The 23,653-nt window shown below is 62.1% G+C and carries 23 protein-coding genes; 8 read left to right on the top strand and 15 right to left on the bottom strand.

Going from position 1 to position 23,653, the window contains the following annotated elements; translation table 11 throughout:
• Positions 1-4 precede the first annotated feature (4 nt).
• From C0058_RS03265 to cpaB, 4 genes are read right to left on the bottom strand one after another with little or no spacing between them, the layout of a single operon-like run.
• Positions 5-1,276, bottom strand: a complete 1,272-nt coding sequence (locus C0058_RS03265; RefSeq protein WP_008438997.1) for a CpaF family protein — start codon at positions 1,274-1,276, stop codon at positions 5-7.
• Complete coding sequence (locus tag C0058_RS03270; protein WP_008438996.1) at positions 1,273-2,463, bottom strand: pilus assembly protein CpaE; 1,191 nt, start codon at positions 2,461-2,463, stop codon at positions 1,273-1,275. Before C0058_RS03270 ends, C0058_RS03265 begins: the two co-directional genes overlap by 4 nt.
• Complete coding sequence (locus C0058_RS03275) at positions 2,460-3,683, bottom strand: type II and III secretion system protein family protein (RefSeq protein ID WP_008438995.1); 1,224 nt, start codon at positions 3,681-3,683, stop codon at positions 2,460-2,462. The genes C0058_RS03270 and C0058_RS03275 overlap by 4 nt, the downstream gene beginning before the upstream one ends.
• A 20-nt stretch (positions 3,684-3,703) precedes the next feature.
• The gene (gene cpaB / locus C0058_RS03280; RefSeq protein WP_087693096.1) at positions 3,704-4,639 is read right to left on the bottom strand and encodes a Flp pilus assembly protein CpaB; all 936 of its coding nucleotides are present in this window, start codon (positions 4,637-4,639) and stop codon (positions 3,704-3,706) included.
• 315 nt (positions 4,640-4,954) lie between these two features.
• Here cpaB and C0058_RS03285 point away from each other — a divergent pair, with 315 nt between their 5' ends.
• Together C0058_RS03285 and C0058_RS03290 are read left to right on the top strand one after the other, a co-directional pair.
• Positions 4,955-5,146 (top strand): Flp family type IVb pilin, encoded by a 192-nt coding sequence (locus tag C0058_RS03285; RefSeq protein WP_008438993.1) that lies wholly within the window; start codon positions 4,955-4,957, stop codon positions 5,144-5,146.
• 64 nt (positions 5,147-5,210) lie between these two features.
• Positions 5,211-5,618, top strand: a complete 408-nt coding sequence (locus C0058_RS03290; RefSeq protein ID WP_003212897.1) for a response regulator — start codon at positions 5,211-5,213, stop codon at positions 5,616-5,618.
• A 115-nt stretch (positions 5,619-5,733) separates the two neighbouring features.
• On the opposite strand, the gene C0058_RS03295 is transcribed toward C0058_RS03290, so the two are convergent.
• From C0058_RS03295 to C0058_RS03315, 4 genes are all read right to left on the bottom strand, one after another.
• Positions 5,734-7,419: a ShlB/FhaC/HecB family hemolysin secretion/activation protein gene (locus tag C0058_RS03295; protein WP_087693095.1), complete on the bottom strand. Its 1,686-nt coding sequence runs from the start codon at positions 7,417-7,419 to the stop codon at positions 5,734-5,736.
• Between the two features lie 175 nt (positions 7,420-7,594).
• Positions 7,595-9,289, bottom strand: a complete 1,695-nt coding sequence (locus tag C0058_RS03300; protein ID WP_256579553.1) for a collagen-like triple helix repeat-containing protein — start codon at positions 9,287-9,289, stop codon at positions 7,595-7,597.
• A 292-nt stretch (positions 9,290-9,581) separates the two neighbouring features.
• Positions 9,582-10,430 carry a MaoC family dehydratase gene (locus C0058_RS03310; protein ID WP_003218642.1) on the bottom strand — a complete coding sequence of 283 codons (849 nt, stop codon included), beginning with the start codon at positions 10,428-10,430 and terminating at the stop codon, positions 9,582-9,584.
• A gap of 2 nt (positions 10,431-10,432) precedes the next feature.
• On the bottom strand, positions 10,433-11,785 hold the full coding sequence (locus C0058_RS03315; protein ID WP_102368019.1) for a 3-oxoacyl-ACP reductase: 1,353 nt from the start codon (positions 11,783-11,785) through the stop codon (positions 10,433-10,435).
• Positions 11,786-11,899: 114 nt separating this feature from the next.
• Between C0058_RS03315 and C0058_RS03320 the strand changes: the two genes are divergently transcribed.
• Both C0058_RS03320 and C0058_RS03325 read left to right on the top strand, forming a co-directional pair.
• The gene (locus tag C0058_RS03320) at positions 11,900-13,177 is read left to right on the top strand and encodes an acetyl-CoA C-acetyltransferase (RefSeq protein WP_087693751.1); all 1,278 of its coding nucleotides are present in this window, start codon (positions 11,900-11,902) and stop codon (positions 13,175-13,177) included.
• 151 nt (positions 13,178-13,328) lie between these two features.
• Positions 13,329-14,228 (top strand): PA4780 family RIO1-like protein kinase, encoded by a 900-nt coding sequence (locus C0058_RS03325; RefSeq protein WP_008438985.1) that lies wholly within the window; start codon positions 13,329-13,331, stop codon positions 14,226-14,228.
• A 145-nt stretch (positions 14,229-14,373) separates the two neighbouring features.
• Here C0058_RS03325 and cueR read toward each other — a convergent pair whose 3' ends face one another.
• The 3 genes from cueR to C0058_RS03345 all read right to left on the bottom strand — a co-directional run bounded on the left by cueR (position 14,374) and on the right by C0058_RS03345 (position 17,430).
• Positions 14,374-14,775, bottom strand: coding sequence for a Cu(I)-responsive transcriptional regulator (gene cueR, locus C0058_RS03335; RefSeq protein WP_008430758.1), 402 nt, complete (start codon positions 14,773-14,775; stop codon positions 14,374-14,376).
• Entirely contained in the window at positions 14,772-16,973 is a 2,202-nt protein-coding gene (locus C0058_RS03340) for a cation-translocating P-type ATPase (protein ID WP_102368020.1), read from the bottom strand. Before C0058_RS03340 ends, cueR begins: the two co-directional genes overlap by 4 nt.
• A 76-nt stretch (positions 16,974-17,049) precedes the next feature.
• A complete protein-coding gene (locus C0058_RS03345) occupies positions 17,050-17,430 on the bottom strand; it encodes a hypothetical protein (RefSeq protein WP_087693477.1) in 381 nt (126 codons plus the stop codon).
• A 147-nt stretch (positions 17,431-17,577) separates the two neighbouring features.
• Here C0058_RS03345 and C0058_RS03350 point away from each other — a divergent pair, with 147 nt between their 5' ends.
• Both C0058_RS03350 and C0058_RS03355 read left to right on the top strand, forming a co-directional pair.
• Entirely contained in the window at positions 17,578-17,778 is a 201-nt protein-coding gene (locus C0058_RS03350; protein ID WP_003211150.1) for a heavy-metal-associated domain-containing protein, read from the top strand.
• An 87-nt stretch (positions 17,779-17,865) separates the two neighbouring features.
• Entirely contained in the window at positions 17,866-19,059 is a 1,194-nt protein-coding gene (locus C0058_RS03355; protein ID WP_087693476.1) for a multidrug effflux MFS transporter, read from the top strand.
• Positions 19,060-19,065: 6 nt separating this feature from the next.
• Here the strand turns inward: C0058_RS03355 and C0058_RS03360 are convergent, their stop codons facing one another.
• The 3 genes from C0058_RS03360 to C0058_RS03370 form a co-directional block, all read right to left on the bottom strand.
• Positions 19,066-19,245: a hypothetical protein gene (locus C0058_RS03360; protein ID WP_003211153.1), complete on the bottom strand. Its 180-nt coding sequence runs from the start codon at positions 19,243-19,245 to the stop codon at positions 19,066-19,068.
• A 145-nt stretch (positions 19,246-19,390) separates the two neighbouring features.
• Positions 19,391-20,404, bottom strand: a complete 1,014-nt coding sequence (locus tag C0058_RS03365) for a zinc-binding alcohol dehydrogenase family protein (protein ID WP_003211156.1) — start codon at positions 20,402-20,404, stop codon at positions 19,391-19,393.
• Between the two features lie 27 nt (positions 20,405-20,431).
• Positions 20,432-20,725 carry a putative quinol monooxygenase gene (locus C0058_RS03370; protein ID WP_003211158.1) on the bottom strand — a complete coding sequence of 98 codons (294 nt, stop codon included), beginning with the start codon at positions 20,723-20,725 and terminating at the stop codon, positions 20,432-20,434.
• A 117-nt stretch (positions 20,726-20,842) separates the two neighbouring features.
• On the opposite strand from C0058_RS03370, the gene C0058_RS03375 reads away from it, so the two are divergent.
• Entirely contained in the window at positions 20,843-21,772 is a 930-nt protein-coding gene (locus C0058_RS03375) for a LysR family transcriptional regulator (RefSeq protein ID WP_087693475.1), read from the top strand.
• Between the two features lie 138 nt (positions 21,773-21,910).
• Positions 21,911-22,603, top strand: a complete 693-nt coding sequence (locus C0058_RS03380) for a helix-turn-helix transcriptional regulator (protein WP_008430768.1) — start codon at positions 21,911-21,913, stop codon at positions 22,601-22,603.
• Here C0058_RS03380 and C0058_RS03385 read toward each other — a convergent pair.
• Positions 22,600-23,553 carry an adenosine deaminase gene (locus tag C0058_RS03385; RefSeq protein ID WP_008430770.1) on the bottom strand — a complete coding sequence of 318 codons (954 nt, stop codon included), beginning with the start codon at positions 23,551-23,553 and terminating at the stop codon, positions 22,600-22,602. The two genes, C0058_RS03380 and C0058_RS03385, sit on opposite strands and share 4 nt — an antisense overlap.
• Positions 23,554-23,653: the final 100 nt, after the last annotated feature.

The raw sequence follows: 23,653 nt of genomic DNA on the forward strand, positions 1-23,653 counted from the left end.
CCTCCTACACCGGCAGGTGACCTTCGTGACGCAACTTGTCACCGGCCGGGTTGACCGCTTCGCGCAGGAAGCCAAAGCCGGTGCGCTTGTCGTGGCGAAACAGGGTGTTGGTGACGTACACGTCTTCGCGGATGCCCACCACTTCCACCACTTCGCTGACACAGCGGCGGCCATCGGGCAGGCGCGTCAGCTGGATCACCACATCCAGCGCCGCGCAGATCATTTGCCGCAGGGTTTTTTCCGCGACGACCCGGCCGGTCAGGCCCACCAGGGTTTCCAGGCGCAGCAAGGCGTCCTGGGCGTTGTTGGCGTGCACGGTACTCATCGAGCCGTCGTGGCCGGTGTTCATGGCGGTCAACACATCGATGACCTCCACGCCCCGGATCTCGCCGAGGATGATCCGGTCGGGGCGCATCCGCAGGGCGTTGCGGATCAAGTCACTGGCCTTCACTTCCCCATGCCCCTCGGCATTGGGCGGGCGGGTTTCCAGGCGCACAACGTGGGGATGGCCCAGTTGCAACTCGGCCACGTCTTCGATGGTGACCAGGCGCTCGCGGGGGTTGATCAACTGGCTGAGAATGTTCAGCAGTGTGGTTTTACCGGTGCCGGTACCGCCGCTGATCAGGATGTTGCAGCGCTTGCCGACGGCTTCCTTGAAAAAATCGAAAATGGCCTGGTCGATGGTTTGCATGGCCACCAGGTCGCTGCTTTTAAGCATGTCCTTGCGAAACTTTCGAATCGACAGGCACGGCCCGTCCAGGGCAATCGGCGGAATGATCGCATTGACCCGGCTGCCATCGGGCAGGCGCGCATCGACCATCGGCGACGACTCATCCAGCCGGCGTCCCAGGGGTGCGAGGATGCGCTGCATGACCCGCTCGACATGGTGGTCGTCAATGAAGCGCAAGTCACTTTGTTGCAGCAGGCCATCGCGTTCGACGAATACCCGGTGCGGGCCGTTGACCAGGATCTCGGTGACGGTCGGGTCGCGCAGCAGCACTTCCAGCGGGCCGAAACCGGTCAGCTCATCGACGATCTCTTCGGCCAGGCGCTCCATCTCATAGCGGGAAATCGCCAGGTGCATACGTGTAATGTATTCGGCCACCTTGTCGATCACAAACTGCGCCAGGGACTGGCGTGTGCCTTCCAGCAGATTTTTTCCCGAATCCTCGATGGCATCGATGATGTAGCGATGCAGCACCAGCTTCAGGCCGTCGTGATCAGTGTTGCCGACGTTGCCGCGCGGGGCGACGCCAAACAGCTTCTCGCCGTTCATTTGGTCCTCAGAAGGCGGTTGAGCCAATTGGTGGAGGGTTTTTCCAGGCCCTCGGAGCGTTTTGCCAGGCGCTCACCCAAGCCGCGCAACGTCTGTGTCAGGGCTTCCCGTGGGGCCAGGGAGAACAGGGTCTGGGCCTGGTTCTTGGCACTCAGGCGCACTTCCGGGCTCCAGGGCAGGACGGCGATTACCTCCAGCCCGAAGCTATTGCCCAGTGCCTCCGAGTCCGGGGCGGCCCCCTTTAGGTAGCGGTCTACCAGCAGGCGGGCATGGTCGAGTTTCATGCCTTTTTCCCGCCACAGGTTGAGTACGGCCAGGTTGCGGCGGCAGTCCGGCACGCTTTGGTCGGTGCACCACAGCAGTTTGTCGCAATGGCTGACAAAGGTGCGCAAGGCTTCGCTGTCGGGTTGGCCGGTCAGGTTCACCACGATGTGCTGGAAGTGCTGGCGCAGGGCGCTGAGCAACATGTACAGCTCGGCCGCGCTGGTACGCTCCAGGGGCTCGTCGTTGTTGTGGTAGGCGAGGATGCGCAGACCGGCTTCGGCGGTGGTGAAGGCGCTGTTGATCAGGGTTGAGTCCAGGCGCCGCAAGTGACGCAGGGCGTCGCCGAAATGAAAAGAACTCTCCAGCCCCAGCAGTGCGAGGCTGTCAGCGAGTGGCAGGCCCAGGTCGAGCAACAGCGTTTGCTGCCCGCTTTTTTGTACCACCAGCGCCAGGTGGCTGGCGATCAGCGCGCCGTCGGCATTGCCTTGGGTGCCGTAGAGCACGGTCAGCCCGCCCAAATGGGTATTCGGGGTGACCGCCGGCAAGCGTTTGCTCAGGCGCCGAACCAGGCCGGCAACCTCACTGGAGCGCGAGCCGTAGGCCACGAAATCCCGTGCGCCGGCGCGCATCGCGTTCAGTACAAGCTGGTTGTCCATGCCATCGCCCAAGGCCACAATGGCAAGCATCGGCTTGGCTTCCAGGGCACCTTCGATCAGGGCGCACTGGGTGGTGACGTGTTCCCGGTCCAGGCCGATGAACACCAGGTTGGCGAACGTCACGTCTACCAGTGCCAACAGTTCGTCGAGGCTGCCGGCACCGGCGCTGACCACTTGCCCCAGGGGCGCGAGCGCGCCCTGAAGCCATTCCAGATCCGTGGTGTTGCGGGTAATTGCCAAAAAGGTCTGGCTCAGGCTCTCACTCATTCGGACAGTCCACTGCGGCGGTCGAAATTGCCGTTTTCGAGGAAGTACAGGCGGTACCAGTTCGGGTCGTAATTGCGCAGCTTTTCCCCAGGCAACGAGGGCAACTGGGCGTTGGCGGCCAGCGGCTGTACCAGGTGCGGGGTGACGATCATCAGCAGCTCTTTTTCCTGGCGGTTGATGCTGGAGTCGCGAAAGAATGCACCGAGGATCGGGATGTCACCCAGGCCCGGGAATTTGCTGACGCTGGAGGTGTTGTTGGTGCTGATCAGGCCGCTGATCACGAAGCTTTCGCCGTCGGCCAGGGAGATGCTGGTGTCGGTGCGCCGGATGGTCAGCGCCGGCACGGAGATCCCCTGGATGTTGACCGCGTTGGTGTAGTCCAGCTCACTGACCTCTGGCGCGACCTTCAGGGAAATCCGCCCATGGTCGATGACGGTCGGGGTCAGGGTCAGGCGAATACCGAACTCTTTGTATTCGATGGAGATGGTGTTGCTGCCGCTGCTGGGCACCGGGATCGGTACTTCACCACCGGCGAGGAAGGTCGCACTTTGGCCACTGAGCGCCACCAGGCTCGGCCGGGCCAGGGTGTAGGCAAAGCCGCTGCTTTCCAGGGCGTTGATCATGGCCGAGACACGGCCGCCGCCAAAGCCGATGTTGAAGGTGTCGTTGTTCACCGGGAGCCCACGGAATCCTGTGGCCGCCGCATTGGCAACATTGTTCGGGGCGCCGAACAGAAAGTTGCCGCCCCGGCCAAAGATCGAGGTACTGGCCTCCTTGAGTTTGGTGCGGCTCACTTCCACAAAGCGGATGTCGGTTTGCACCTGGCTGGGCAGGGTCGGGTCATCGGACGGCGACAGGGCCAGGCTGGTCAGGGCCGACGTGGCCTTGCCCTTGACGAACACCATGCTTTGGCGCGGGCTGCTGGAGCAGGCCGTCCAGACCATCAGGCTGGTGGTGCCCGAGGCGATGCCGGTGAGCAGGAACGCCTGGTTGCCGTTGACCTGCACATCGGCCACTTTCGGATCGCCAATGGCCAGCCGCGTAATCGGCACCGGCGACTGGATAGCCTGTTGAGCGCCTTCACCCACCTCCAGCACTGCCGGCAGCTGGCCCAGGCCCGTGCAGTTGCCGGGTGCTGCCAGTGCAACGCCGACAGGCAGGCTCAGGGTGAGAAGTGCCCAGAAAATTCGCGAAAAAGACCACACGAAACGACTGCTCATTCAAGGCATCCTTAGCTCTTTCAGGGCGTTTGTTGGGTAACCTGATTGCCACGTATTACTTCGACGCCTGAACGCCTTGGCGCACCATTGCCGGCGGGACTCAGGCCGTTGACCGGCGCTGTACTGAAGGCCAGCTGGTTGAACTGGTAGAGCTCGCGCCGGGTGTTTTCCAGGTGGGTCGCGGACTCCGTTTCACCGGCCCAGTATTGGCTCAGCAGTTGTTCGTCGGCACTGCGTACAGCCAGGCGCAGTACGCCGGACTGGGCTGCGAGCATCAGCCGGCTCAGGAGCTCCTCCGGTACGGCGAGGAGTACCGTGCGCGCGCTGGCGCGACTCTGCTGCGCCTTGAGTTTTTCGTCGGGGGTGGTCGGTGGCACGGAGCCGGGCGTGCCGTCGTTGGTCAGCCCCAGTTGATCGCCGACGCCCAGCAGGCGCAAGGCGGGCACCACGATTTGTGCGGACTGCTGCGGGTTGCTGGCTTCCTGGCGCAGGAAGAGCAGGACGTCCACATAGTCCCCCGGGGAGAGTTGCCCGCTGGCGCCGATCACTTCATCCACGGCGACGGCAAGCGCGCGTTCGTTAGGGCGGATCATTCGCGCCACGGTGCCGCCGGAGTTGAAGCTCTCCTCGGTCAGCCAGGTCCCGGCCGACAGCGGCCGCCACGGGATCTTGCCCACGGCCTGGTCGAGGCTGGTGAGGCTGCCGGCGGGAACCGTGCGCAGTTTTTCCAGGGTCAGGTCGGCGGCGGTGAGCGCAACAAAAGGTGCAACGTCATGGGCCAGCACCACCACGGGTTGGCGTGTCTGGTCTTCGGCTACGGGTTGCACGACTTCAGGCGTTTGGGGCACGGGCGGTGCGACAGGGGCAGGGCGGCTGAGTACCAGGCCCCAGTAGCCTGCAATCAGTGCACCTACCAACAGCAGCCCGGCGAGGATCAAGCTAATCCGACTGTTCATGAAGGCTCTCCCTTTCCTGCTGCATCCACTGCTATTCCCACTAATGCTTGCGTATCCAGATCGCTTCAAGCTTCTAACTATTTCGCTATTTGAAGGTAGTTCAGCTAAGACAAAACGCCATTACCGGGCGAAAAATATCTCCAGAAACCTCTGCGAAAGTTGGATTTTTGGCGTCAGCCGGCCGACTAATACTTTGTGATTAATCAGTTCTTACAGTTGTTGGTCTGGGGTTTGTTGACAATGCTCTAGTGGCACACCGAAATCATTTTTGTGATGCCGCGATACCAGCGCCGTGGGCGCAAAGGAGAAGTCATTATGTTCCTTGATCTTATTCGCATGGGTTTCATCAAAGTCCAGATTTTTTTCTATTCCAAAGAGGGCGCATCGGGTATCGAATACGCACTGGTTGCGGCGATGGTCGCTGTGGCGCTGGCTGCTTTTATTACACCTATCCGGACGGCCATAACCGGCGTCTTCAACTCGATACAGGCCGGCATTCATACCTGACCCCGGTACTCGCCTAAACGTGCAGGTTCCGCTGAATGATCTATTGCGTATCAGGCATTTCCACATGAACTCCTCTTCGGCTCCCCGGCAACAAATCCTTTTGGTGGATGACGAAGAGGACGCCCTTATTGAACTGGCCGAGTCGCTGGAGAATGAAGGCTTTGTCTGTTTTACCGCGACCTCGGTCACCTTTGCCTTGCAGGAGCTGACCCTGCACCCCGATATCGCACTGGTGATTACCGACCTGCGCATGCCCGAGGAAAGTGGTATTTCCTTGATCAAGCGTCTGCGCGAACACACCGCTCGCCAGCACTTGCCGGTGATCGTCATGTCCGGCCACGCCGAGATGGATGATGTCAGTGACATGCTGCGCCTGCAGGTGCTGGACCTGTTCCGCAAGCCGATCTACCTGGTGCGCTTGATCGATACCCTCAACAACCTCTTCCCCATCCCCAAAATCAGATTGATGTAGGAGCGAGCTTGTGTGGGAGCGGGCTTGCTCGCGAAAAACGTCAACGATAACGCGGGCAGTCTGGTTCCCCGCGTTGTCTGGACGTTCTTCGCGAGCAAGCTCGCTCCCACAGGGTTCAGAGTTGGTAGCTGAAACTCAGGGTATACCGTGGCCGCCGATTGAAGCTGTCCAGGGCGATATCCGACATTGGCTTGGCCGCTTCCAGCGCGATGTTGTAGTACTTGTTATCCCCGAAGCGCAGGCCCACTGCTGCCGATGACATGTTGTTGCCCTTGGCCGGCAGTTCGTTGAACCAGGTCTTGGCCTTGTCGAGCACCACGTACGGCTGCAGGATTTTTACCCACTCGCCACTGCGGTTGAAGCTGTAGTTGACCTCATACGCCACGCCCCAGCCCTTGTCGCCCGAGCCCTGGTCATCCGGGTAACCACGCCCGAAATTCTGCCCGCCGAACGTCGCGCGTTCGCTGTCGGGCAGGGTGTCGTTGCTCCAGTAGAAGGCACCCGATGCCACGCCTTGCCAGTTGTCGAAGAACTTGTCGCTCTGTACGCCCGAGACGCGCAGGCGGAAGAAGTCGATGTCGGGTTTTATACCCTCGAAGTCACTCCGGGTGCTGGCGCCCAGGCCGTCGATGCCCTGGTACAGGCCGGCGCTGAGAATGCGCAGTTGGCGCGTGTCGGATTTGCGCCAGTCACCTTCGAACGCCAGGGCGCGCAGGTTGGTTTCCAGGTCGAAACGTTGCGGGAAACCCACCAGTTGATAACGGGTGGTCTGGTCCACGGCATAGAGTCGCGTGCCCAGGGTCAATGACTCGGTAGGGGAGGCAATCAGCGGATGGCTGAGGCCGACGGAGTAGCGGTCAACCTCCTGGTGTGGCTTGAGTTCAAAACCGCCGTCCAGCTGCACGTTGCTGCGCGGGTCGGCGCGGTAGCGCTCGGCGTTGACCACCAGTTGAGTGCCCTCGGCATTCACGAACTGGCTGTAGCCCAGGCGGTAGTAGTGCTCCTTGTCCTCGCCGGGCGGGAACAGGCCGCTGACGCTCAGTTGTTCGCCCATGGATGTCTGGGAATTGCTGGTGCCGGTGATCAGGGCTTGCAGGCCGCCACGGCTGTCGTCCGTCATGCTCATGCTGCTGGTGAAGGGTTTGCGCGAGGCCTGGATCTGCATGCGCGTGCCGCCATCGGTGGTGCCCGGCGGCGGTACTTGCGCCTGCAGCGTTACACCTGGAATGCGGCCCATCAAGGTGGTGTAGCGTTCGAAGGTCTTGCGGGTCAGCGGGCGCTCGGCCAGCAGCTTGGCCGCCAGTTTGTCGACGTAGGCCGAGACCGAGCCAATGTCGCCCTGCACGTTGTAATCCTTGATGTAGCCCTCCACCAGCACCACGCGCACCAGGCCGTTTTCGAAGCGCTGGTCGGGCAGGTACGCGTAGGACAACAGATAGCCGTCCTGCTGGTAGCGGCGGGTGATGCCGCGGGTGGCTTCGATCAGTTGTGCCAGGTTGGTTTCATGGCCAATCAGCGGTTCGAAAACCTTGGCCACATCCTGAAGCGGGTAGATCGTCCCACCGTCGATTTGCAGCTTGCGGATGGTCACTTTGGTGTCCATCAACAATGGCTGGCCCTGGGTTGCCGCCGGCTCGGGCAGTTGGGTCTGTGGGGTGACCGGGCGATAGGCATCGGCGGGGAGGTTGGGTACCGGCAGGTTGCGAATGGTGTCGTTGCTGTTGAGGTAGCTGGGCAGGGTCTCGGCATGGACGCTGGCAGCAATGAGGGTGAGCAGAAACAAAGGCGTCAAGGCGCGCATAGGACACTCCATGGTCAAAACTGCTGCAGCGTTTTCGCTAGGCCCGCCGGGTTCTGGGACACGGTTCGCAAAGCCATTCATTGGCCAATAAAAAAGACGAGAGACTCGTTGGAATCTCTCGTCTCAACCAAGCGTAGGCGCTGTAGGGGAGGCCGTCTAATGGCCAGGTGCAATTCTATTTTTTGCCGGTCAGCCCACCGAGCAGACCTCCCAGGCCGCCGCCTGTGTTTGCATTTGCATTGGCAGTGCCCGTAGCGGAGGCACCGGCACCCACGTTCAAGCCACCGAGCAGACCGCCACCGTTACTGCTGGTGCCGCCGGTTACCAGGCCACCCACCGAGCCGACGGTATTGCCGACGGCATTCAGGGTACCGCCCACAGCGTTAGTCACCGGATTGGCATTCGCCGCCGTCAGGTTGGTGCCCAGGCTGCTGACTGCGCCGCCGACCTGGGTAACCAGACCATTCACCGGTGCGCCGATACCGGTGCTGGTGCCGATGTTTTGCGTCAGATTGGCAACACCCGAGGTCACTGGGTTGAGTGCGGTGCCGACATTGGTCGCCAGGCCTGCAACGGGAGCCGTGGCTGCAGTGTTGGCCACGCCATTGCCACCGATCAGGGTGCCGAGCGACGCGACGGTGTTACCCACTTGGCCACCGGTTACACCGGCTGCACTGACAGTGCCGTTGGTGTTGCCGGCATTCAGGCCGTTGCCGACGTTGGCGACAAGACCGCCGACGAGTTCAGGCAGGCCCGATTGAGGGGTCGTGGTGGCCGGGTTGACGTAACCGCTCGACTTATCAAGGGTGGTGCCAACGCCAGTCAACACGCCACCGACGAGTGTCCCGACAGGGTTGCCTGCGCCGCCGGCGCTGGCCACCTGGCCGCCAAGGCCGGTGACAGTGGAGCCGACTTTATCCAGTACGCCGCCGACCGGGTTGCCCAGGCCTGTTTTATTGCCCAGGTTGCCGGTGGTGTTTTCCACCAGGGAGACCACCGGTACCAATACGCTTTTACCCACCGTATTGGTCACGCTGCCCAATGGCCCGGTGGTGCTGGCAGTGCTCAAGGTATCGCCGAGCATGGTGACGGCCTGGCCGACCTGATCAACCACGCCACCTGCCGCACCGCCAACGCCACCGGTCAAGCCGCCGACTACGGGAATGCCGCCGAGTGTGGTGCCCAGGGATTTGCCGGTGTTGGAAACGCCGGTGCCCAGGTCGGCAACGCCATCGGCCACACCGGCAACGGTTGTGCCCACGGAGTTGCTATTGGTACCCAGCGTGCCCAGGCCGTTGCTCAAGCCGCCGCCGATACTGTTGACGGCGGTGCCTGTCGCGGTGACCAGCCCGCCGGCAGTGGTGCCGACAATGGGAACCGTGGTCAGGGTTGTGCCCAGGTTACCTACCGTGGTGCCGACATTACCGACGACACCGCCCACAGCGCCTACTACCTGGCCGGTGACCAGGGGAGTGGTCGAGCCGGTGCCGCCGCCAGTACCACCGCCAGTGCCGCCACCGCCGGTACCTCCACCAGTGCCGCCACCGCCGGTACCTCCACCAGTACCTCCACCAGTGCCTCCGCCGGTGCCTCCACCAGTGCCGCCGCCGGTGCCACCACCGGTACCTCCACCAGTGCCGCCGCCGGTGCCACCACCGGTACCTCCATCAGTGCCGCCGCCAGTGCCACCACCGGTACCGCCGCCGGTGCCTCCACCTGTTCCACCGCCAGTACCGCCGCCAGCATCCGGAGAGGAGGCTGCGACGCTACTGTGATGACCACCACCACCGCTGCTGCAGCCTCCGAGGCTTACTGCCAGAATCAGGGCCAGCGCGGTACTTGCTTTCCACAACACGACTTGAGTTTTCATGATTGAGTTCCTTGCACCTGGTACAGCCTTTGTTGTTTTCGAAGTTCGCTGTTTCTAGGGGCAGCGATACATTCGTCCGTTATGGCTATAACAGTCCCGGGTGCGCGCTCTCGCAACGCTCAACTTGGTATTAACGATTTATATACACGAAGAGTTAGTTTGCTTAACGACTAATACCAAGGGTGTAGAAGGCGGCGGTGTTTAAGTTGTAAGTTTATTAAAATCAATGAGTTGATAAGAGTAGCGAGCTATCGATAGCTCGCTATAACTTAAGATGTATATATACAATTTATCAGGCGATGGGCCGCCAGCGGCCGACCATGTGTTCAATGTCCCCGGCGCCTTTAAGTTGCAGCTCACCGCTGGAGCCGGGGGCGCTCGTGAACAACGTTACCTCACTGGGCAAGCGCACCGGCTTTTTAAACTCGACATCTATCTCGAGATTGGCGGCTGGCAAATGCTCACTCAGTGCCGCCAGTGTGCGGGCCTTGTTCCACAGCCCATGGGCGATGGCCTGGGGAAAGCCGAATAACCTGGCAGTGAGGGCGCTCAAGTGAATCGGGTTGTAGTCGCCGGACACCCGGGCGTAGCGGCGGCCAACATCGGCGGGGGCTTTCCAGCGGGTCAGTTCGGCGACAGCGGCAGGGGGTTGCAGCGGGTTGTCCGTTGCTGCGCCATCGAGTTTCACACCGCGACAGAGCATCCGGCTTTGCGCTTCCCACAGTAGCCCCAGTGAATCTTCGACCGTGGTCACAATATCGAATGTCGCGCCCTTGGCATGGGGCTGCAAATTCTGCGCGTAAACGCCGACCGTCAAGTCACTCACACCGCCCAACGGGCGCAGGATGCGGATCCGGTTGCTCAGGTGGATCAATCCCAGCAGCGGGAAAGGAAACGCCTTGTCAGTGAGCAATTGCATCTGCAGGCCGAATGCCAGGATATGCGGATAGGTGGCCGGCAAGACCGGGCTGTCGGCAAACCCGCAGACCTTGCGATAGGCCGCGACTTCCCTGGGGTTCACACTGACCCGGCAGCGCAACCCTTGCTCGGGCAGCGTGGTGCCGGTGATCTTGCGCTTGAGTGCCGCGCGCCAATACAGCGGCGGCAGGAACGGGGTGCTGCCTAATGTGTGCCACTCCATGCTTACGCTCCCAATAGACTTTGCCCGCACACCCGAAGTGCCTGCCCGCTGACCGCGCCCGAGCCCGGCTGGCCGAGCCAGGCCACCGCCTCGGCGACGTCCTGGGGCAAGCCGCCCTGGCCCAGCGAACTCATGCGGCGCCCGGCCTCACGCAGGGCGAAGGGAATGTGTGCGGTCATCTGGGTTTCGATAAAACCGGGGGCCACGGCATTGATGCTGATCCCGCGCTCACCGAGCAACGGCGCCCAGGCCTGGGCCAGGCCAATCAGCCCGGCCTTGCTCGCGGCGTAGTTGGTTTGCCCGCGGTTGCCGGCGATGCCGCTGATGGATGCCAGCAGCACCACGCGACCGTTGTCGTGCAGGGTGCCGCTGTCCAGCAGCGCCTTGGTCAGCACTTGCGGCGCGTTGAGATTGACCGCCAAGACTGCGTCCCAATATTCCGGCGTCATGTTGGCCAGGGTTTTATCGCGGGTGATGCCGGCGTTGTGCACCACGATGTCGATGCCGTCCGGCAGGTGTTCGATCAGTTGGGTGGCGGCGTCTTCGGCGCAGATATCCAGGGCGATGCTGCGGGCGCCCAGGCGCGCGGCCAGGGAATCGAGGTCGGCCTTGGCTTGTGGCACGTCCAGCAGGATCACCTCGGCACCGTCGCGGGCCAGGGTTTCGGCGATCGAGGCACCGATGCCGCGGGCGGCGCCGGTCACCAGGGCCTTGTGCCCGGCGAGCGGGCGCGTCCAGTCCGCGACCTGGGTCGGGCAAGGGTTCAGGCGAATGACCTGGCCGGAGATATAGGCACTTTTCGGCGAGAGGAAGAACCGCAACGCACCCTCCAATTGATCCTCGGCCCCGTCGCCTACGTACAGCAATTGCAGGACGCCGCCGCTGCGCAGCTCTTTGGCCAGCGACCGGCTGAAGCCTTCAAGGGCCTGTTGGGCACTGGCGGCAAACGGGTCGCCGAGGCTTTCCGGGGCGCGGCCAAGGATCACCAGGTGCGCGCTGTGGTCGAGGTTCTTCATCAACGGCTGAAAGAATTCCCGCAACTGCTTGAGTTGATCGGTGTGCTGCAACTGGCTGGCGTCAAATACCACGGCCTTGAGCTTGGGCCCGTGGCCGGGAATCCAGGTGGTTGCCGCCGACGGTTCGGTGCCGTAGCTATAGATAGCGTCGGTCAGCTTGTTGGCGAACGGCAGGATTTTTGTCGCCAGCGGGCCGCCGCCGATCAGCAGTGCACCCTCCACCGGGCGCAGGCGTCCGGCCTGCCAGCGTTCCAGGCGTACCGGTGACGGCAGGCCAATGGCGGCGACCAGGCGATGGCCGAGGCTTGAGTTGGCGAAGTCGATATAACGGTCAGACATGGAACGCTCTCCGAGTGCTGGGGTTCAAACGGTGGACCATCAATAGGTGAAAGTCGTTCGATTGAGCCTAGGCTAGGCTCAGAGATTCACCCCATAACCTCAAGGGAGCTTTCCATGACTCAATTGCGCCGTGTAGCGATCATTGGCGGTAACCGCATCCCCTTCGCCCGCTCCAACGGCCCTTACGCCACGGCGAGCAACCAGGCGATGTTGACCGCCGCCCTCGAAGGCCTGATCGAACGCTACAACCTGCACGGCCTGCGTATTGGCGAGGTGGCCGCCGGGGCGGTGCTCAAGCATTCCCGCGACTTCAACCTGACCCGCGAGTGCGTGCTGGGCTCGCGCCTGTCGCCGCAAACCCCGGCCTACGATATTCAGCAGGCCTGTGGCACGGGGCTGGAAGCCGCGTTGCTGGTGGCGAACAAGATTGCGCTGGGGCAGATCGAAAGCGGGATTGCCGGCGGCGTCGACACCACGTCCGACGCGCCTATCGGGGTGAATGAGGGCCTGCGCAAAATCCTGCTGCAAGCCAATCGCAGCAAATCCATGGCGGATAAGCTTAAAGTCTTGTTACAACTTCGTCCCCATCACCTCAAGCCGGAGCTGCCGCGCAACGGCGAGCCGCGCACCGGGTTGTCCATGGGCCAGCATTGCGAGTTGATGGCGCAGACCTGGCAGATCCCCCGCGCCGAGCAGGATCAGTTGGCGCTGGAAAGCCATCAGAAAATGGCTGCGTCCTACGCTGAAGGCTGGCAAAACGATTTGCTCACGCCCTTTCTTGGCCTGACCCGCGACAACAACCTGCGCCCCGACCTGACCCTGGAAAAACTCGCCAGCCTCAAGCCCGCCTTCGAGCGCAGTGAAAAGGGCACCCTCACCGCCGGTAACTCGACGCCGCTGACCGATGGCGCCTCGTTGGTGCTGCTGGGCAGTGAAGCCTGGGCCAAGGAGCGCGGCTTGCCGATTCTCGCCTACCTGCGCGATGGCGAAGCGGCGGCGGTGGATTTCGTCAACGGCGCCGAAGGCCTGCTGATGGCGCCGGTGTACGCCGTGCCGCGCCTGCTGGCGAGGAATGGCCTGACCCTGCAGGACTTCGATTACTACGAGATTCACGAAGCCTTTGCTGCCCAAGTGTTGTGCACGCTGAAAGCCTGGGAAGATCCGGAATACTGCAAGACCCGCCTGGGGCTGGATGCACCGCTGGGCTCTATCGACCGCAGCCGCTTGAACGTCAAGGGCAGCTCATTGGCCGCCGGCCATCCGTTTGCTGCCACGGGCGGGCGTATCGTCGCCAACCTGGCCAAGCTGCTGGACGCAGCCGGCAAGGGCCGGGGCCTGATCTCGATCTGCGCCGCCGGGGGCCAGGGCGTCACCGCGATTATTGAGCGCTGATCTCGGCTATGATCGGGCCGCCGGTCAATTTGGCATATTGGATGCATTCTTAAGCGGTCAAAGGTCGGTACCCTCTCCCCGCGGCGAGAGGATTGCCGTATAACGAGTGCCATACGCGTGTTTGGTAATAAAGGACCCACAATAAAAGCTGATGAAGACTCCTAAACGCATTGAACCCCTGATCGAGGACGGTCTGGTCGACGAGGTGCTGCGCCCACTCATGAGTGGTAAAGAAGCAGCTGTTTACGTGGTGCGCTGCGGCAACGAGTTACGTTGCGCCAAGGTCTACAAGGAGGCGAATAAACGAAGTTTTCGTCAGGCGTCCGAATACCAGGAAGGCCGCAAGGTCCGCAACAGCCGGCAGGCCCGGGCCATGGCCAAGGGCTCCAAGTTCGGCAAGAAAGAAACCGAAGATGCCTGGCAGAACGCTGAGGTAGCGGCGCTGTTTCGCCTGGCCGGTGCGGGTGTTCGCGTGCCCAAGCCGTACGACTTCCTCGAAGGCGTGCTGCTGATGGAGCTGGTGGCCGATGAATACGGCGACGCGGCGCCACGTTTGAACGACGTGACGCTGGAGCCGGACCAGGCCCGCGAATACCACGCCTTCCTGATTACCCAGATCGTGCTGATGTTGTGTACCGGCCTGGTGCACGGTGACCTTTCCGAGTTCAACGTGCTGCTGACGCCGACGGGCCCGGTGATCATCGACCTGCCTCAGGCGGTGGATGCCGCGGGCAACAACCACGCGTTCAGCATGCTGGAACGGGATGTGGGCAACATGGCTTCCTACTTCGGGCGCTTTGCCCCGGAATTGAAGAAGACCAAGTACGCCAAGGAGATGTGGGCGCTGTATGAAGCCGGCACTCTGCACCCGGCCAGTGTGTTGACCGGCGAGTTCGACGAACCGGAAGAGCTGGCTGACGTGGGCGGTGTTATCCGCGAGATCGAAGCGGCGCGGCTCGATGAAGAGCGTCGCCAGGCGATTCGCGCGGCAGACGATGCGCCACCGAGCAAAGCGTCGGAAGAACCGCCACCGCCGCCCTGGATGCAGTGATCCAACGGCGAGTGGATATCCAAATGTGGGAGCGGGCTTGCTCGCGAAAGCGCTGGTTCAGTCAACTGATGTATTGACTGACACTCCGCATTCGCGAGCAAGCCCGCTCCCACATTAGGTTCCGTGCATGCCTGGTTAAACTTGCTCAGGTGCAACAACTGCCCGACGCCAACTCCTTGAGAATCGGGCAATCCGGCCGGTGATCGCCCTGGCAGTGTTCCACCAGGTCTTGCAACGTATCGCGCAATTGCCCCAGCTCGAGGATCTTCTGGTTCAGCTCATCGATATGCTGGCGGGCCAGCGCCTTGACGTCGGCACTCGCGCGTCCCCGGTCCTGCCACAGCGTCAGCAACTTGCCGACCTCTTCCAGGGAAAACCCCAGGTCCCGCGAGCGCTTGATAAACGCCAGGGTGTGCAAGTCATCGGCGCCATAAATGCGGTAGCCGCTGTCGGTGCGATGGGCGGCTTTCAACAAGCCGATGGATTCGTAGTAACGAATCATCTTCGCGCTCAGGCCGCTTTGGCGTGCTGCTTGGCCGATGTTCATGGACGCTCGTCCTCCAGGTCCTTGGGTTTCCAGGTTTTCAACAGCAGTGCGTTGCTCACCACGCTGACACTGGACAGGGCCATGGCCGCGCCAGCCATCACCGGGTTGAGCAGGCCGAACGCCGCCAGCGGAATGCCGATCAAGTTATACACAAAGGCCCAGAACAGATTCTGTCGAATTTTCGCATAGGTCTTGCGGCTTATTTCCAGGGCTGCCGGCACCAGCCGTGGATCGCCGCGCATCAGGGTAATACCTGCCGCGTGCATCGCCACGTCGGTACCGCCGCCCATGGCGATGCCGATGTCGGCCGCGGCCAGGGCCGGTGCGTCGTTGATGCCGTCGCCGACCATTGCCACCACGCCGGTCTTTTTCAGCTCGGCGACGGTAGCCGCCTTGTCCGCAGGCAACACCTCGGCGTGCACGTCATCGATGCCCAGGGCTTCGGCCACCACGCGGGCGCTGCCACGGTTATCGCCGGTCAGCAGGTGGCTGCTGATATGCCGAGCCTTGAGTGCTTGTATCGCCTGCAGGGCGCCCGGTTTAAGCGTGTCACCGAAGGCAAACAAACCCAGCACGCGGGGCTGCGGGCCTTGCTCGATCAGCCAGGACAAGGTGCGGCCTTCGGCCTCCCACGCACTGGCCGAGTCGGCGAGATCACCGGTGCTCAAGCCGGTTTCTTCCAGCAGGCGACGGTTGCCCAGCGCCAGTTGCCGGCCATCTAGGGTGCCTGCAATGCCACGCCCGGTAAGGGACTGGCTGGCGCTGACATCCGCGACGTTCAAACCTTGTTCGGCACAGGCATCCAGCACCGCCTTGGCCAATGGGTGTTCACTGCCGCGCTGCAGCGCGCCGGCCTGTTGCAGGAGCGCCCCTTGATTGCCGTCAATGGCGGCCAGGTGCGCAATTTTTGGTGCGCCGGAGGTCAGGGTGCCGGTCTTGTCGAACACCACGGCGCTGACTTCATGGGCGCGCTCCAGGGCTTCGGCGTCCTTGATCAGGATGCCGTGGCGGGCGGCAACGCCGGTACCGGCCATGATGGCGGTAGGTGTGGCCAGGCCAAGGGCGCAAGGGCAGGCGATCACCAATACGGTCACCGCATTGATCAGCGCGACTTCCAGCGGTGCGCCATACAGCCACCAGCCGACCAGCGTGGCCAAGGCCAGCACCAGCACCACCGGCACGAACACCTGGCTGACTTTATCCACCAGTTTCTGGATCGGTGCCTTGGCGGCCTGGGCGTCCTCCACCAGGCGGATGATCCGCGCCAGCACGCTTTCCGCGCCGAGGGCCAGGGTACGCACCAGCAGCCGGCCTTCGCCATTGATGGCGCCGCCGGTGACTGCGTCGCCAGGCTGCTTCGGCACCGGCAGGCTTTCACCGCTGATCAAGGCTTCGTCGGCGTGGCTTTGGCCTTCGACCACTTCGCCGTCCACCGGGAAGCGTTCGCCGGGTTTGACCAGCACCAGGTCATTCAGCTTGAGGGCGGTGATGGCGACGTCCTGCTCGCGGCCGTCGATTACTTGAATCGCCCGCTCGGGGCGCAAGGCTTCCAGAGCGCGGATGGCACTGGCGGTCTGGCGCTTGGCGCGGCTTTCCAAATATTTGCCCAGCAGCACCAGGGCGATCACCACCGCCGAGGCTTCGAAATACAGGTGGGGCATTGTGCCGGCGGACGCCGTGAGCCATTCATAGATACTCAGGCCGTAACCGGCGCTGGTGCCAATGGCGACCAGCAGGTCCATATTGCCCGCTCCGGCGCGCACGGCTTTCCAGGCCGCGATATAGAAGCGCGCACCGAAGATGAATTGCACCGGGGTGGCCAGGGCAAATTGTACCCAGGCCGGGAGCATCCAGTGCAGCCCGAACGGTTGCACCAGCATCGGCAGCACCAACGGCGCGGCGAGCAGAATTGCCAGCAGCAGCGACCAGCGTTCATGGCTCAGGCGTTGTTCCTGGCTGGCCTGGGTGGCGGTTTCGCTTTGGGGCAGGGTGGCGGTGTAGCCGGCCTTGTCGACGGCGGCGATCAGGACGCCGGGGTCCATCTGGCCGAGCACTTCAATGTGGGCGCGTTCGTTGGCCAGGTTGACGCTGACACTTTGCACCCCGGGCACTTTGCCCAGTGCCCGTTCAACCCGCCCGGCGCAGCTGGCGCAGGTCATGCCGCTGATCGGCAGGTCGAAGGTGGTGGATCCGTTCATGGGCAGTACTCCAGGAGAGATTGCCCCTAGGATCAACCTTGACCTGTGGGGAAGGTCAAGGCGTTAGATCAATGTTTCAGTATTCCAGTGCGGCCGGCTTCAGGTACATGCCGTCCGGACCTTGCGCGATACGCAGCTTGCGCACGTCACCCGCCTTCAACGTGATGTTTTGCGCCGGTGGTGCGAGCATGCCCGGCAAGCAGCCCTGGGACTGGCCCGGCAACAATTTCAGGCGCAACGACACGTTTCCGGCCGGCAAGTTGAACGAGGTGGCTTGCTCCTGGAACAGCCGCCCGGCCAACTGGTCCTGGATGTACAAGCCAATCTCGCAGTTGGTCGGCACTTCCAGGCGCTCCCGGGAAATGATCAGCACCGCATAATCTTCATCTGCGCTGGCCGGTGGCACAGCAGCAAAAAAGCCCATCAGGCTGACAAGGCCAAAAAATGACCAGCGCATGGCGAATTCTCCGAGGTTCACATCGTGGATAAGTGCAGCTTGGCCGAGGGCGCGAATGAATGCCAGCCCGGCCGATGTTTTCAGAACTTGACCTTGCCATCGTGGCAAGGTCAACACTGCGGGCAACCTCATTAAAGGAGTCATGTCATGCAAGTATTCAGCGTTGAAGGAATGACCTGCGGCCACTGTGTCCGCTCGGTAACCCAGGCGGTGCAGGATAAGGACCCGGCGGCCAGCGTGCGCGTCGACCTCGCGACAAAGGAAGTCGGCGTGGAAAGCAGCCTGCTGTCGCCGGCAGAGGTGATCAACCTGATCAGTGAAGAAGGCTACAGCGCCAAGCTCGCCTGACTTTTTGAATAGTTAGCGAGCTAACTTAATGTTCAAGGCACCCGAGCCCGGCTAGACTGTTGGGCTGCCGACTCACCTGGGTGCCTGATGAACCTTCGTATAATCCTGATCTTGGGGGCCTTGAGCGCGTTCGCGCCGCTGGCCATCGACTTCTACCTGCCGGGTTTCCCGGCCATGGCCGTGGCATTCGGCACCGACGAAAAACATATTCAGCTGACCTTGGCCGTGTACTTCACGGGCCTGGCGATCGGCCAGTTGATCTATGGACCGCTGGCAGACCGTTTTGGCCGGCGCGGGCCGCTGCTCAGCGGCGTCACCCTGTTTACCCTGGCGTCCTTCGCCTGTGCGTACGCGCCGTCCCTGGAATGGCTGATCGGCGCGCGTTTCGTCCAGGCCCTGGGCGGCTGCGCGGGCATGGTGATCTCGCGGGCGGTGGTCAGCGATAAATGCGACGCGGTGGGCTCGGCCAAGGTGTTTTCCCAACTGATGCTGGTCACCGGGCTGGCGCCGATCCTCGCGCCGCTGGCGGGCGGGGTGATGGTTGGCGTCTGGGGCTGGCAGTCGATCTTCCTGGCGCTGACGGTGTTCAGTGTGATGGCGGCCATTGCGGTAGCAGTCGGGCTGCCGGAAAGCTTCCCGGCCCATCAACCGCGCCAGCCGCTGTCAGGCGCACTGCGCCAGTACGGCCGGTTGCTGTCGGACCGGGTGTACCTGGGCTATGCCTTGACCGGCGGCATCTCGATTGCCGGTATGTTTGCCTACATCGCGGGCTCGCCCTTCGTCTTTATCAAGCTCTATGGCGTGCCCGCCGAACACTATGGCTGGGTATTCGGCTCGAATGCCGCGGGCTTTATCCTGGTGGCACAGGTCAATGCGCGTTTGCTCGCGTCGCGTGGCCCGGCATTTTTGCTGTCGCGCACGGTGTGGGTTTACTTGGCGGCGGGTCTGTCGTTGCTGGCAATTACTGCGCTGCGCACGGACGCTTTGTGGCCACTGCTGGTACCGCTGTTTATCTGCATCGCCAGCCTGGGCTGCATTTTGCCCAATACCTCGGCCTGCGCCATGAGCGGGCAGGGCGCTCGGGCGGGCAGCGCGTCGGCGTTGCTCGGTTGCATTCAGTTTGGTGTGGCCGCAGGCGCAGCGTCGTTGGTCGGCGTGCTGCACGACGGCACGGCGATGCCGATGGCAATGGTCATCAGCTTGTGTGGCGTATTGGCCGTAACGTTCGCGATGCTGACCCGGCGCCTGCAGCGCCAACGGGCACTGCAAGCGGCGGACTGATCAGGATCAGCCAGCAGAACGCTGCTGGCTTTCGGGGAATCGGTGAGGCGCCTGGATACGGGTTTGCAGGGTGTCGGCAAACGCGCGGGCCTCGGCCTCACTGCGGAAGGTAAAGGCGTTCTGGTCGAGACGGACCTGCCATTTGTTGCCTTCGGATCTTGCTAGCGCTTTTATCAGGATCTTCATTGCTGACTTCCTCACGTAAATTGCGTGGCAAAGGCGGCCAATATAAACCCGAATACGCTCACAAATATGACAAGGATCAAGTCTCTGACTAGCGGTGTCGTCCATTACTCACATGAATAACAGACGACACTGACAGAACCTTTCGTTAGAACCCTTCCAGCACGATCTTGCCCTTGGCCTTGCCGCTTTCCAGCAGTTCGTGGGCGCGGCGCAGGTTGGCCGCGTTGATCACGCCAAAGTGCTCGCCCACGGTGGTTTTCAGAGTACCGGCGTCGATCAGTTCGGCGACGCGATTGAGCAGGTTGTGCTGCTCGATCATGTCGCTGGTCTCGAACATCGAACGGGTGTACATGAACTCCCAATGCAGCGACAGGCTCTTGCGCTTGAGCTTGCTTACGTCCAATGCCTTGGGATCGTCGATCAGCGCCAGTTTGCCCTGGGGAATCAGCGCTTCCACCAGTTGGTCCAGGTGCTGGTCGGTCTGGGTCAGGCTGGCGACGTAGTTCACCTGCGGATGGCCGGCGTTTTTCAGCTCTTCGCTCAACGGTTTGCTGTGGTCGATCACCAGGTCGGCGCCCAGGTCCTTGGCCCATGCCTGGGTTTCAGGACGGGAGGCGGTGCCGATGACTTTCAGGCCGGTGAGCTGTTTCGCCAGCTGGGTCAGGATCGATCCCACACCACCCGAAGCACCGACAATCAGCAGGCTCTGGCCTTCATCGGCCTTGCCTTCACGCACTTGCAGGCGTTCGAAGAGCAATTCCCAGGCGGTGATGGCGGTCAGCGGCAGTGCAGCAGCGTCGGCAAAACCCAGGGTTTTCGGCATATGGCCGACGATGCGCTCATCGACAGTGTGCAGTTCGCTGTTGCCGCCGGGGCGTACCAGGGAGCCGGCGTAGAACACCTTGTCGCCGACCTTGAACAGGCTGACTTCGCTGCCCACGGCCTTGACCACACCGGCCACGTCCCAGCCCAGCACTTTGGCCGCGCCGTTTTCCGGGGCGACGTTCTGGCGCACCTTGGTGTCCACCGGGTTCACCGAGATGGCTTTGACTTCCACCAGCAGGTCGCGGGGGCCGGCGACCGGTTCGGGCAGTTCGATGTCTTGCAGGGATTTTGGATCGTTGATCGGCAGTGCGGCGTAGTAGGCGATGGCTTTCATGATGGTTTCCAAAAAGGGGGCGGTTGATCAGGCAATAAACTTCAGGCGCTTGAGTTCGAAATGCTCAAGCACGTCGGCAGCCTTGGTGCGGAAATTCTGGATATGCGCGCTCTGGTCGTGGTCGGCCAGCGCGGCGTCGTCACTCCAGCGTTCGAGCATGTAGAAGGTCTCGGGGTGTTGCAGGTCCTGGTGCAGGTCGTACTGCTGGCAGCCGGCTTCGATGCGGGTCGGTTCCAGCAGCTCGCGCAGCAGGGTTTCCAGGGTGGCCTGTTGGCCGGGTTTGGCGATCAGCGTGGCGATGACGTTAAAGGCAGCAGACATATTCGACTCCAGACACGTGATGAACGGGATGGACAGATGATTGGCTATTTCTCTGGAAGACAAAACCCGCTAAAAGAGCAGTCTCTTTCAATGCTTTTTTGATAATGGGCGGTCGGCGTGCTGCGTTTTGATGACTTGCAGTTGTTTGTGCGTGCGGCAGACCTGGGCAGCCTTTCGGCGGCAGCACGGGTGATGGACATGTCGGCGGCGGTGGCCAGCGCGGCGTTGAAGCGCATCGAGCAGCAGTTGGGCGCACGGTTGTTGGCGCGTTCCACCCGCAGCCTGCGCCTGACGGCCGAGGGCGAAGGCTTCCTGGAATACGCCCGGGCCGCCTTGAGCAGCCTGGATGAAGGCCGACGATTGTTGGCCAGCGGCCAGGATCAGGTCAGCGGGGTGCTTCAACTCTCGGCGCCGTCGGACTTTGGCCGTAACCAGTTGTTGCCCTGGCTCGATGAGTTCCAGCGCGAATACCCCGACCTGAGCGTACGCCTGTTGTTGGGCGACCGGATTGCCGACCTGTTCCGCCAGCCGGTGGATATCGCCCTGCGCTACGGCGAACCCGAAGACTCCAGCCTGATCGCGTTGCCCATCGCCCCGGACAACTGCCGCGTGCTCTGCGCTGCTCCCAGCTATCTGGCGCGGCACGGCGAGCCGCGCCACCTGGAGCAACTGACCCAGCACAATTGCCTGCTGTACATGCTCGGCAGCCGAGTGCATGACCATTGGGGGTTTAACGATGGCAAGCGTGATGTCGGCCTGACGGTGACCGGTGACCGCTTCAGTGATGATGCCGATGTGGTGCGACGCTGGGCGGTGGCGGGGGTGGGTATCGCCTACAAGTCCTGGCTGGATGTCAGCTCGGATGTGCTGGCGGGGCGCCTGCGGCTGATCCTGCCGGAGCTGCGGGGCGAACGTACGCCGCTCAATCTGTTGTGTGCCCATCGCGCGCAACTGAGCAAGCCGATCAATCTTCTGCGGGAAATGCTCGTTGCCCGTTGTGCGACATTGACTGCGCAATTGCCGGAGCGATCAGCCTCTACACCATAACCCCGGGGATATCGGGAAATTTCCTTCAGCTTCTGTCCTTGGTTGCGCTGTAAGACGGCACGGAACCCGGCGTTTTCACGCTTATACTTTTCCGCCAGACGCAGCAGACAAATGATTCAACAGGGAGTGAATGAGCACATGGAACAGGCACCTTGCATCAGTCAGATCGCCACCTTGCTGGCCGACCCGAAACGCACCGCGATGGTGTGGGCATTGATGGACGGCTCGGCCAAACCCTCCGATGAGTTGGCGACACTTGCCGGGCTGTCATCGGCCTCGGCGAATGCGCATCTGACGCGATTGACGGCCGGTGGCCTGTTGCGTGTCGAAGCCCGCAGCGGCAAACGCTTTTTCCGGGTGGCCGCCGCCGATGTGGCGGCCGCCGTGGATGCATTGGCCTGCACCACGATGGCCAGCGTCGCCCGCAGCACGCCCATTCATTCGCGGTCATTGACTGCGCCTGCGGCTTTACGGCGAGCGCGGCTGTGCCATGGTCACCTGGGGGGCGAGCTGGCAGCGGGTTTGTATCAACGGATGATGGCGGCCGGGTGGATCGAGCGCGCGGAACAGCGTACGGACGTGACGCCGTCAGGTGCGCGCAAACTCGCAGCGCTGGGGATTTTTACCCAGGCACTGGCTCAGCCGATCGTGTGCGATTGTTTTGATTGGAGCGAACAGCAGCCACACCTGGGCGGTGCGTTGGGGGCCGCGTTGTTGCAGTTGTGCCTGCAGTCGAACTGGGTCAGCGTGATCAATGAGTCCCAGGCGTTGCAGGTCAGTGAAGCCGGGCAACTGGAAATTGCCCGGCTCGCCAGACCGGTCGGTGATTAAGGCTTGACCAACCGTGCATCCAGGCTGTTTTGCGCCAGGCGTTTGGCCTGGTCCTGGGTCATGCCCAGCGAGGTGTACAGCGCATGGAAGTTCTCGGTGACATAACCGCCGAAGTACGCCGGATCGTCCGAGTTCACCGTCACTTTCACCCCACGCTCAAGCATGTCGAGGATGTTGTGCTGGGACATGTCGTCGAACACGCAGAGCTTGGTGTTGGACAACGGGCACACCGTCAGCGGGATCTGTTCGTCGATGATCCGCTGCATCAGGCGCTCGTCTTCAATGGCGCGTACGCCATGGTCGATACGCTGGATCTTCAGCAGGTCGATGGCTTCCCAAATGTACTCCGGCGGGCCTTCTTCACCGGCGTGGGCGACGGTCAGGAAACCTTCGTGACGGGCACGATCAAACACGCGCTGGAACTTGCTCGGTGGGTGGCCCATTTCCGAGCTGTCCAGGCCCACGGCAACAAACGCGTCACGGAATGGCAGTGCCTGGTCGAGGGTTTTTTCGGCCTCTTCTTCGCTCAAGTGGCGCAGGAAGCTCAAGATCAAACCGCTGGTGATGCCCAGTTGTTGCTCGCCGTCTTTCAAGGCGGCGGCAATGCCGTTGAGCACCACTTCGAACGGTACGCCACGGTCGGTGTGGGTCTGTGGGTCGAAGAACGGTTCGGTGTGGATCACGTTCTGCGCCTTGCAGCGCAGCAGGTAGGCCCAGGTCAGGTCGTAGAAATCCTGGGAAGTGCGCAGTACATCGGCGCCCTTGTAGTAGAGGTCGAGAAACTCTTGCAGGTTGTTGAAGGCGTAGGCCTTGCGCAGGGTTTCGACGTCGTTCCACGGCAGCGCGATCTTGTTGCGTTCGGCCAGGGCGAACAGCAGCTCAGGCTCCAGCGAGCCTTCCAGGTGCAGGTGCAATTCAGCCTTGGGCAGGGCGTTGAGCCAATCGTACATTTATAAATTCTCATCAGGTGCAATGGCGGCATTCTACAGGCGCACGCCGAAATAATCGGCAAAACCTGACCAAGCGGTGAGCATCCACAGGCACCGTGCA

Source organism: Pseudomonas sp. NC02 (genome assembly GCF_002874965.1).
Taxonomy (GTDB): domain Bacteria; phylum Pseudomonadota; class Gammaproteobacteria; order Pseudomonadales; family Pseudomonadaceae; genus Aquipseudomonas.

Excerpts from the sequence above, each read along its gene's own strand:
- C0058_RS03300 (WP_256579553.1), bottom strand. The coding sequence starts at position 9,289 with ATGAAAACTCAAGTCGTGTTGTGGAAAGCAAGTACCGCGCTGGCCCTG.
- C0058_RS03380 (WP_008430768.1), top strand. The coding sequence starts at position 21,911 with ATGGAACAGGCACCTTGCATCAGTCAGATCGCCACCTTGCTGGCCGAC.
- C0058_RS03265 (WP_008438997.1), bottom strand. The coding sequence starts at position 1,276 with ATGAACGGCGAGAAGCTGTTTGGCGTCGCCCCGCGCGGCAACGTCGGC.
- C0058_RS03310 (WP_003218642.1), bottom strand. The coding sequence starts at position 10,430 with ATGGAGTGGCACACATTAGGCAGCACCCCGTTCCTGCCGCCGCTGTAT.
- C0058_RS03295 (WP_087693095.1), bottom strand. The coding sequence starts at position 7,419 with ATGCGCGCCTTGACGCCTTTGTTTCTGCTCACCCTCATTGCTGCCAGC.
- C0058_RS03325 (WP_008438985.1), top strand. The coding sequence starts at position 13,329 with ATGAAGACTCCTAAACGCATTGAACCCCTGATCGAGGACGGTCTGGTC.
- C0058_RS03275 (WP_008438995.1), bottom strand. The coding sequence starts at position 3,683 with ATGAGCAGTCGTTTCGTGTGGTCTTTTTCGCGAATTTTCTGGGCACTT.
- C0058_RS03355 (WP_087693476.1), top strand. The coding sequence starts at position 17,866 with ATGAACCTTCGTATAATCCTGATCTTGGGGGCCTTGAGCGCGTTCGCG.
- C0058_RS03345 (WP_087693477.1), bottom strand. The coding sequence starts at position 17,430 with ATGCGCTGGTCATTTTTTGGCCTTGTCAGCCTGATGGGCTTTTTTGCT.
- C0058_RS03315 (WP_102368019.1), bottom strand. The coding sequence starts at position 11,785 with ATGTCTGACCGTTATATCGACTTCGCCAACTCAAGCCTCGGCCATCGC.
- C0058_RS03340 (WP_102368020.1), bottom strand. The coding sequence starts at position 16,973 with ATGAACGGATCCACCACCTTCGACCTGCCGATCAGCGGCATGACCTGC.
- C0058_RS03320 (WP_087693751.1), top strand. The coding sequence starts at position 11,900 with ATGACTCAATTGCGCCGTGTAGCGATCATTGGCGGTAACCGCATCCCC.
- C0058_RS03350 (WP_003211150.1), top strand. The coding sequence starts at position 17,578 with ATGCAAGTATTCAGCGTTGAAGGAATGACCTGCGGCCACTGTGTCCGC.
- cueR (WP_008430758.1), bottom strand. The coding sequence starts at position 14,775 with ATGAACATCGGCCAAGCAGCACGCCAAAGCGGCCTGAGCGCGAAGATG.
- C0058_RS03285 (WP_008438993.1), top strand. The coding sequence starts at position 4,955 with ATGTTCCTTGATCTTATTCGCATGGGTTTCATCAAAGTCCAGATTTTT.
- C0058_RS03270 (WP_008438996.1), bottom strand. The coding sequence starts at position 2,463 with ATGAGTGAGAGCCTGAGCCAGACCTTTTTGGCAATTACCCGCAACACC.
- cpaB (WP_087693096.1), bottom strand. The coding sequence starts at position 4,639 with ATGAACAGTCGGATTAGCTTGATCCTCGCCGGGCTGCTGTTGGTAGGT.
- C0058_RS03370 (WP_003211158.1), bottom strand. The coding sequence starts at position 20,725 with ATGTCTGCTGCCTTTAACGTCATCGCCACGCTGATCGCCAAACCCGGC.
- C0058_RS03290 (WP_003212897.1), top strand. The coding sequence starts at position 5,211 with ATGAACTCCTCTTCGGCTCCCCGGCAACAAATCCTTTTGGTGGATGAC.
- C0058_RS03360 (WP_003211153.1), bottom strand. The coding sequence starts at position 19,245 with ATGAAGATCCTGATAAAAGCGCTAGCAAGATCCGAAGGCAACAAATGG.
- C0058_RS03385 (WP_008430770.1), bottom strand. The coding sequence starts at position 23,553 with ATGTACGATTGGCTCAACGCCCTGCCCAAGGCTGAATTGCACCTGCAC.
- C0058_RS03365 (WP_003211156.1), bottom strand. The coding sequence starts at position 20,404 with ATGAAAGCCATCGCCTACTACGCCGCACTGCCGATCAACGATCCAAAA.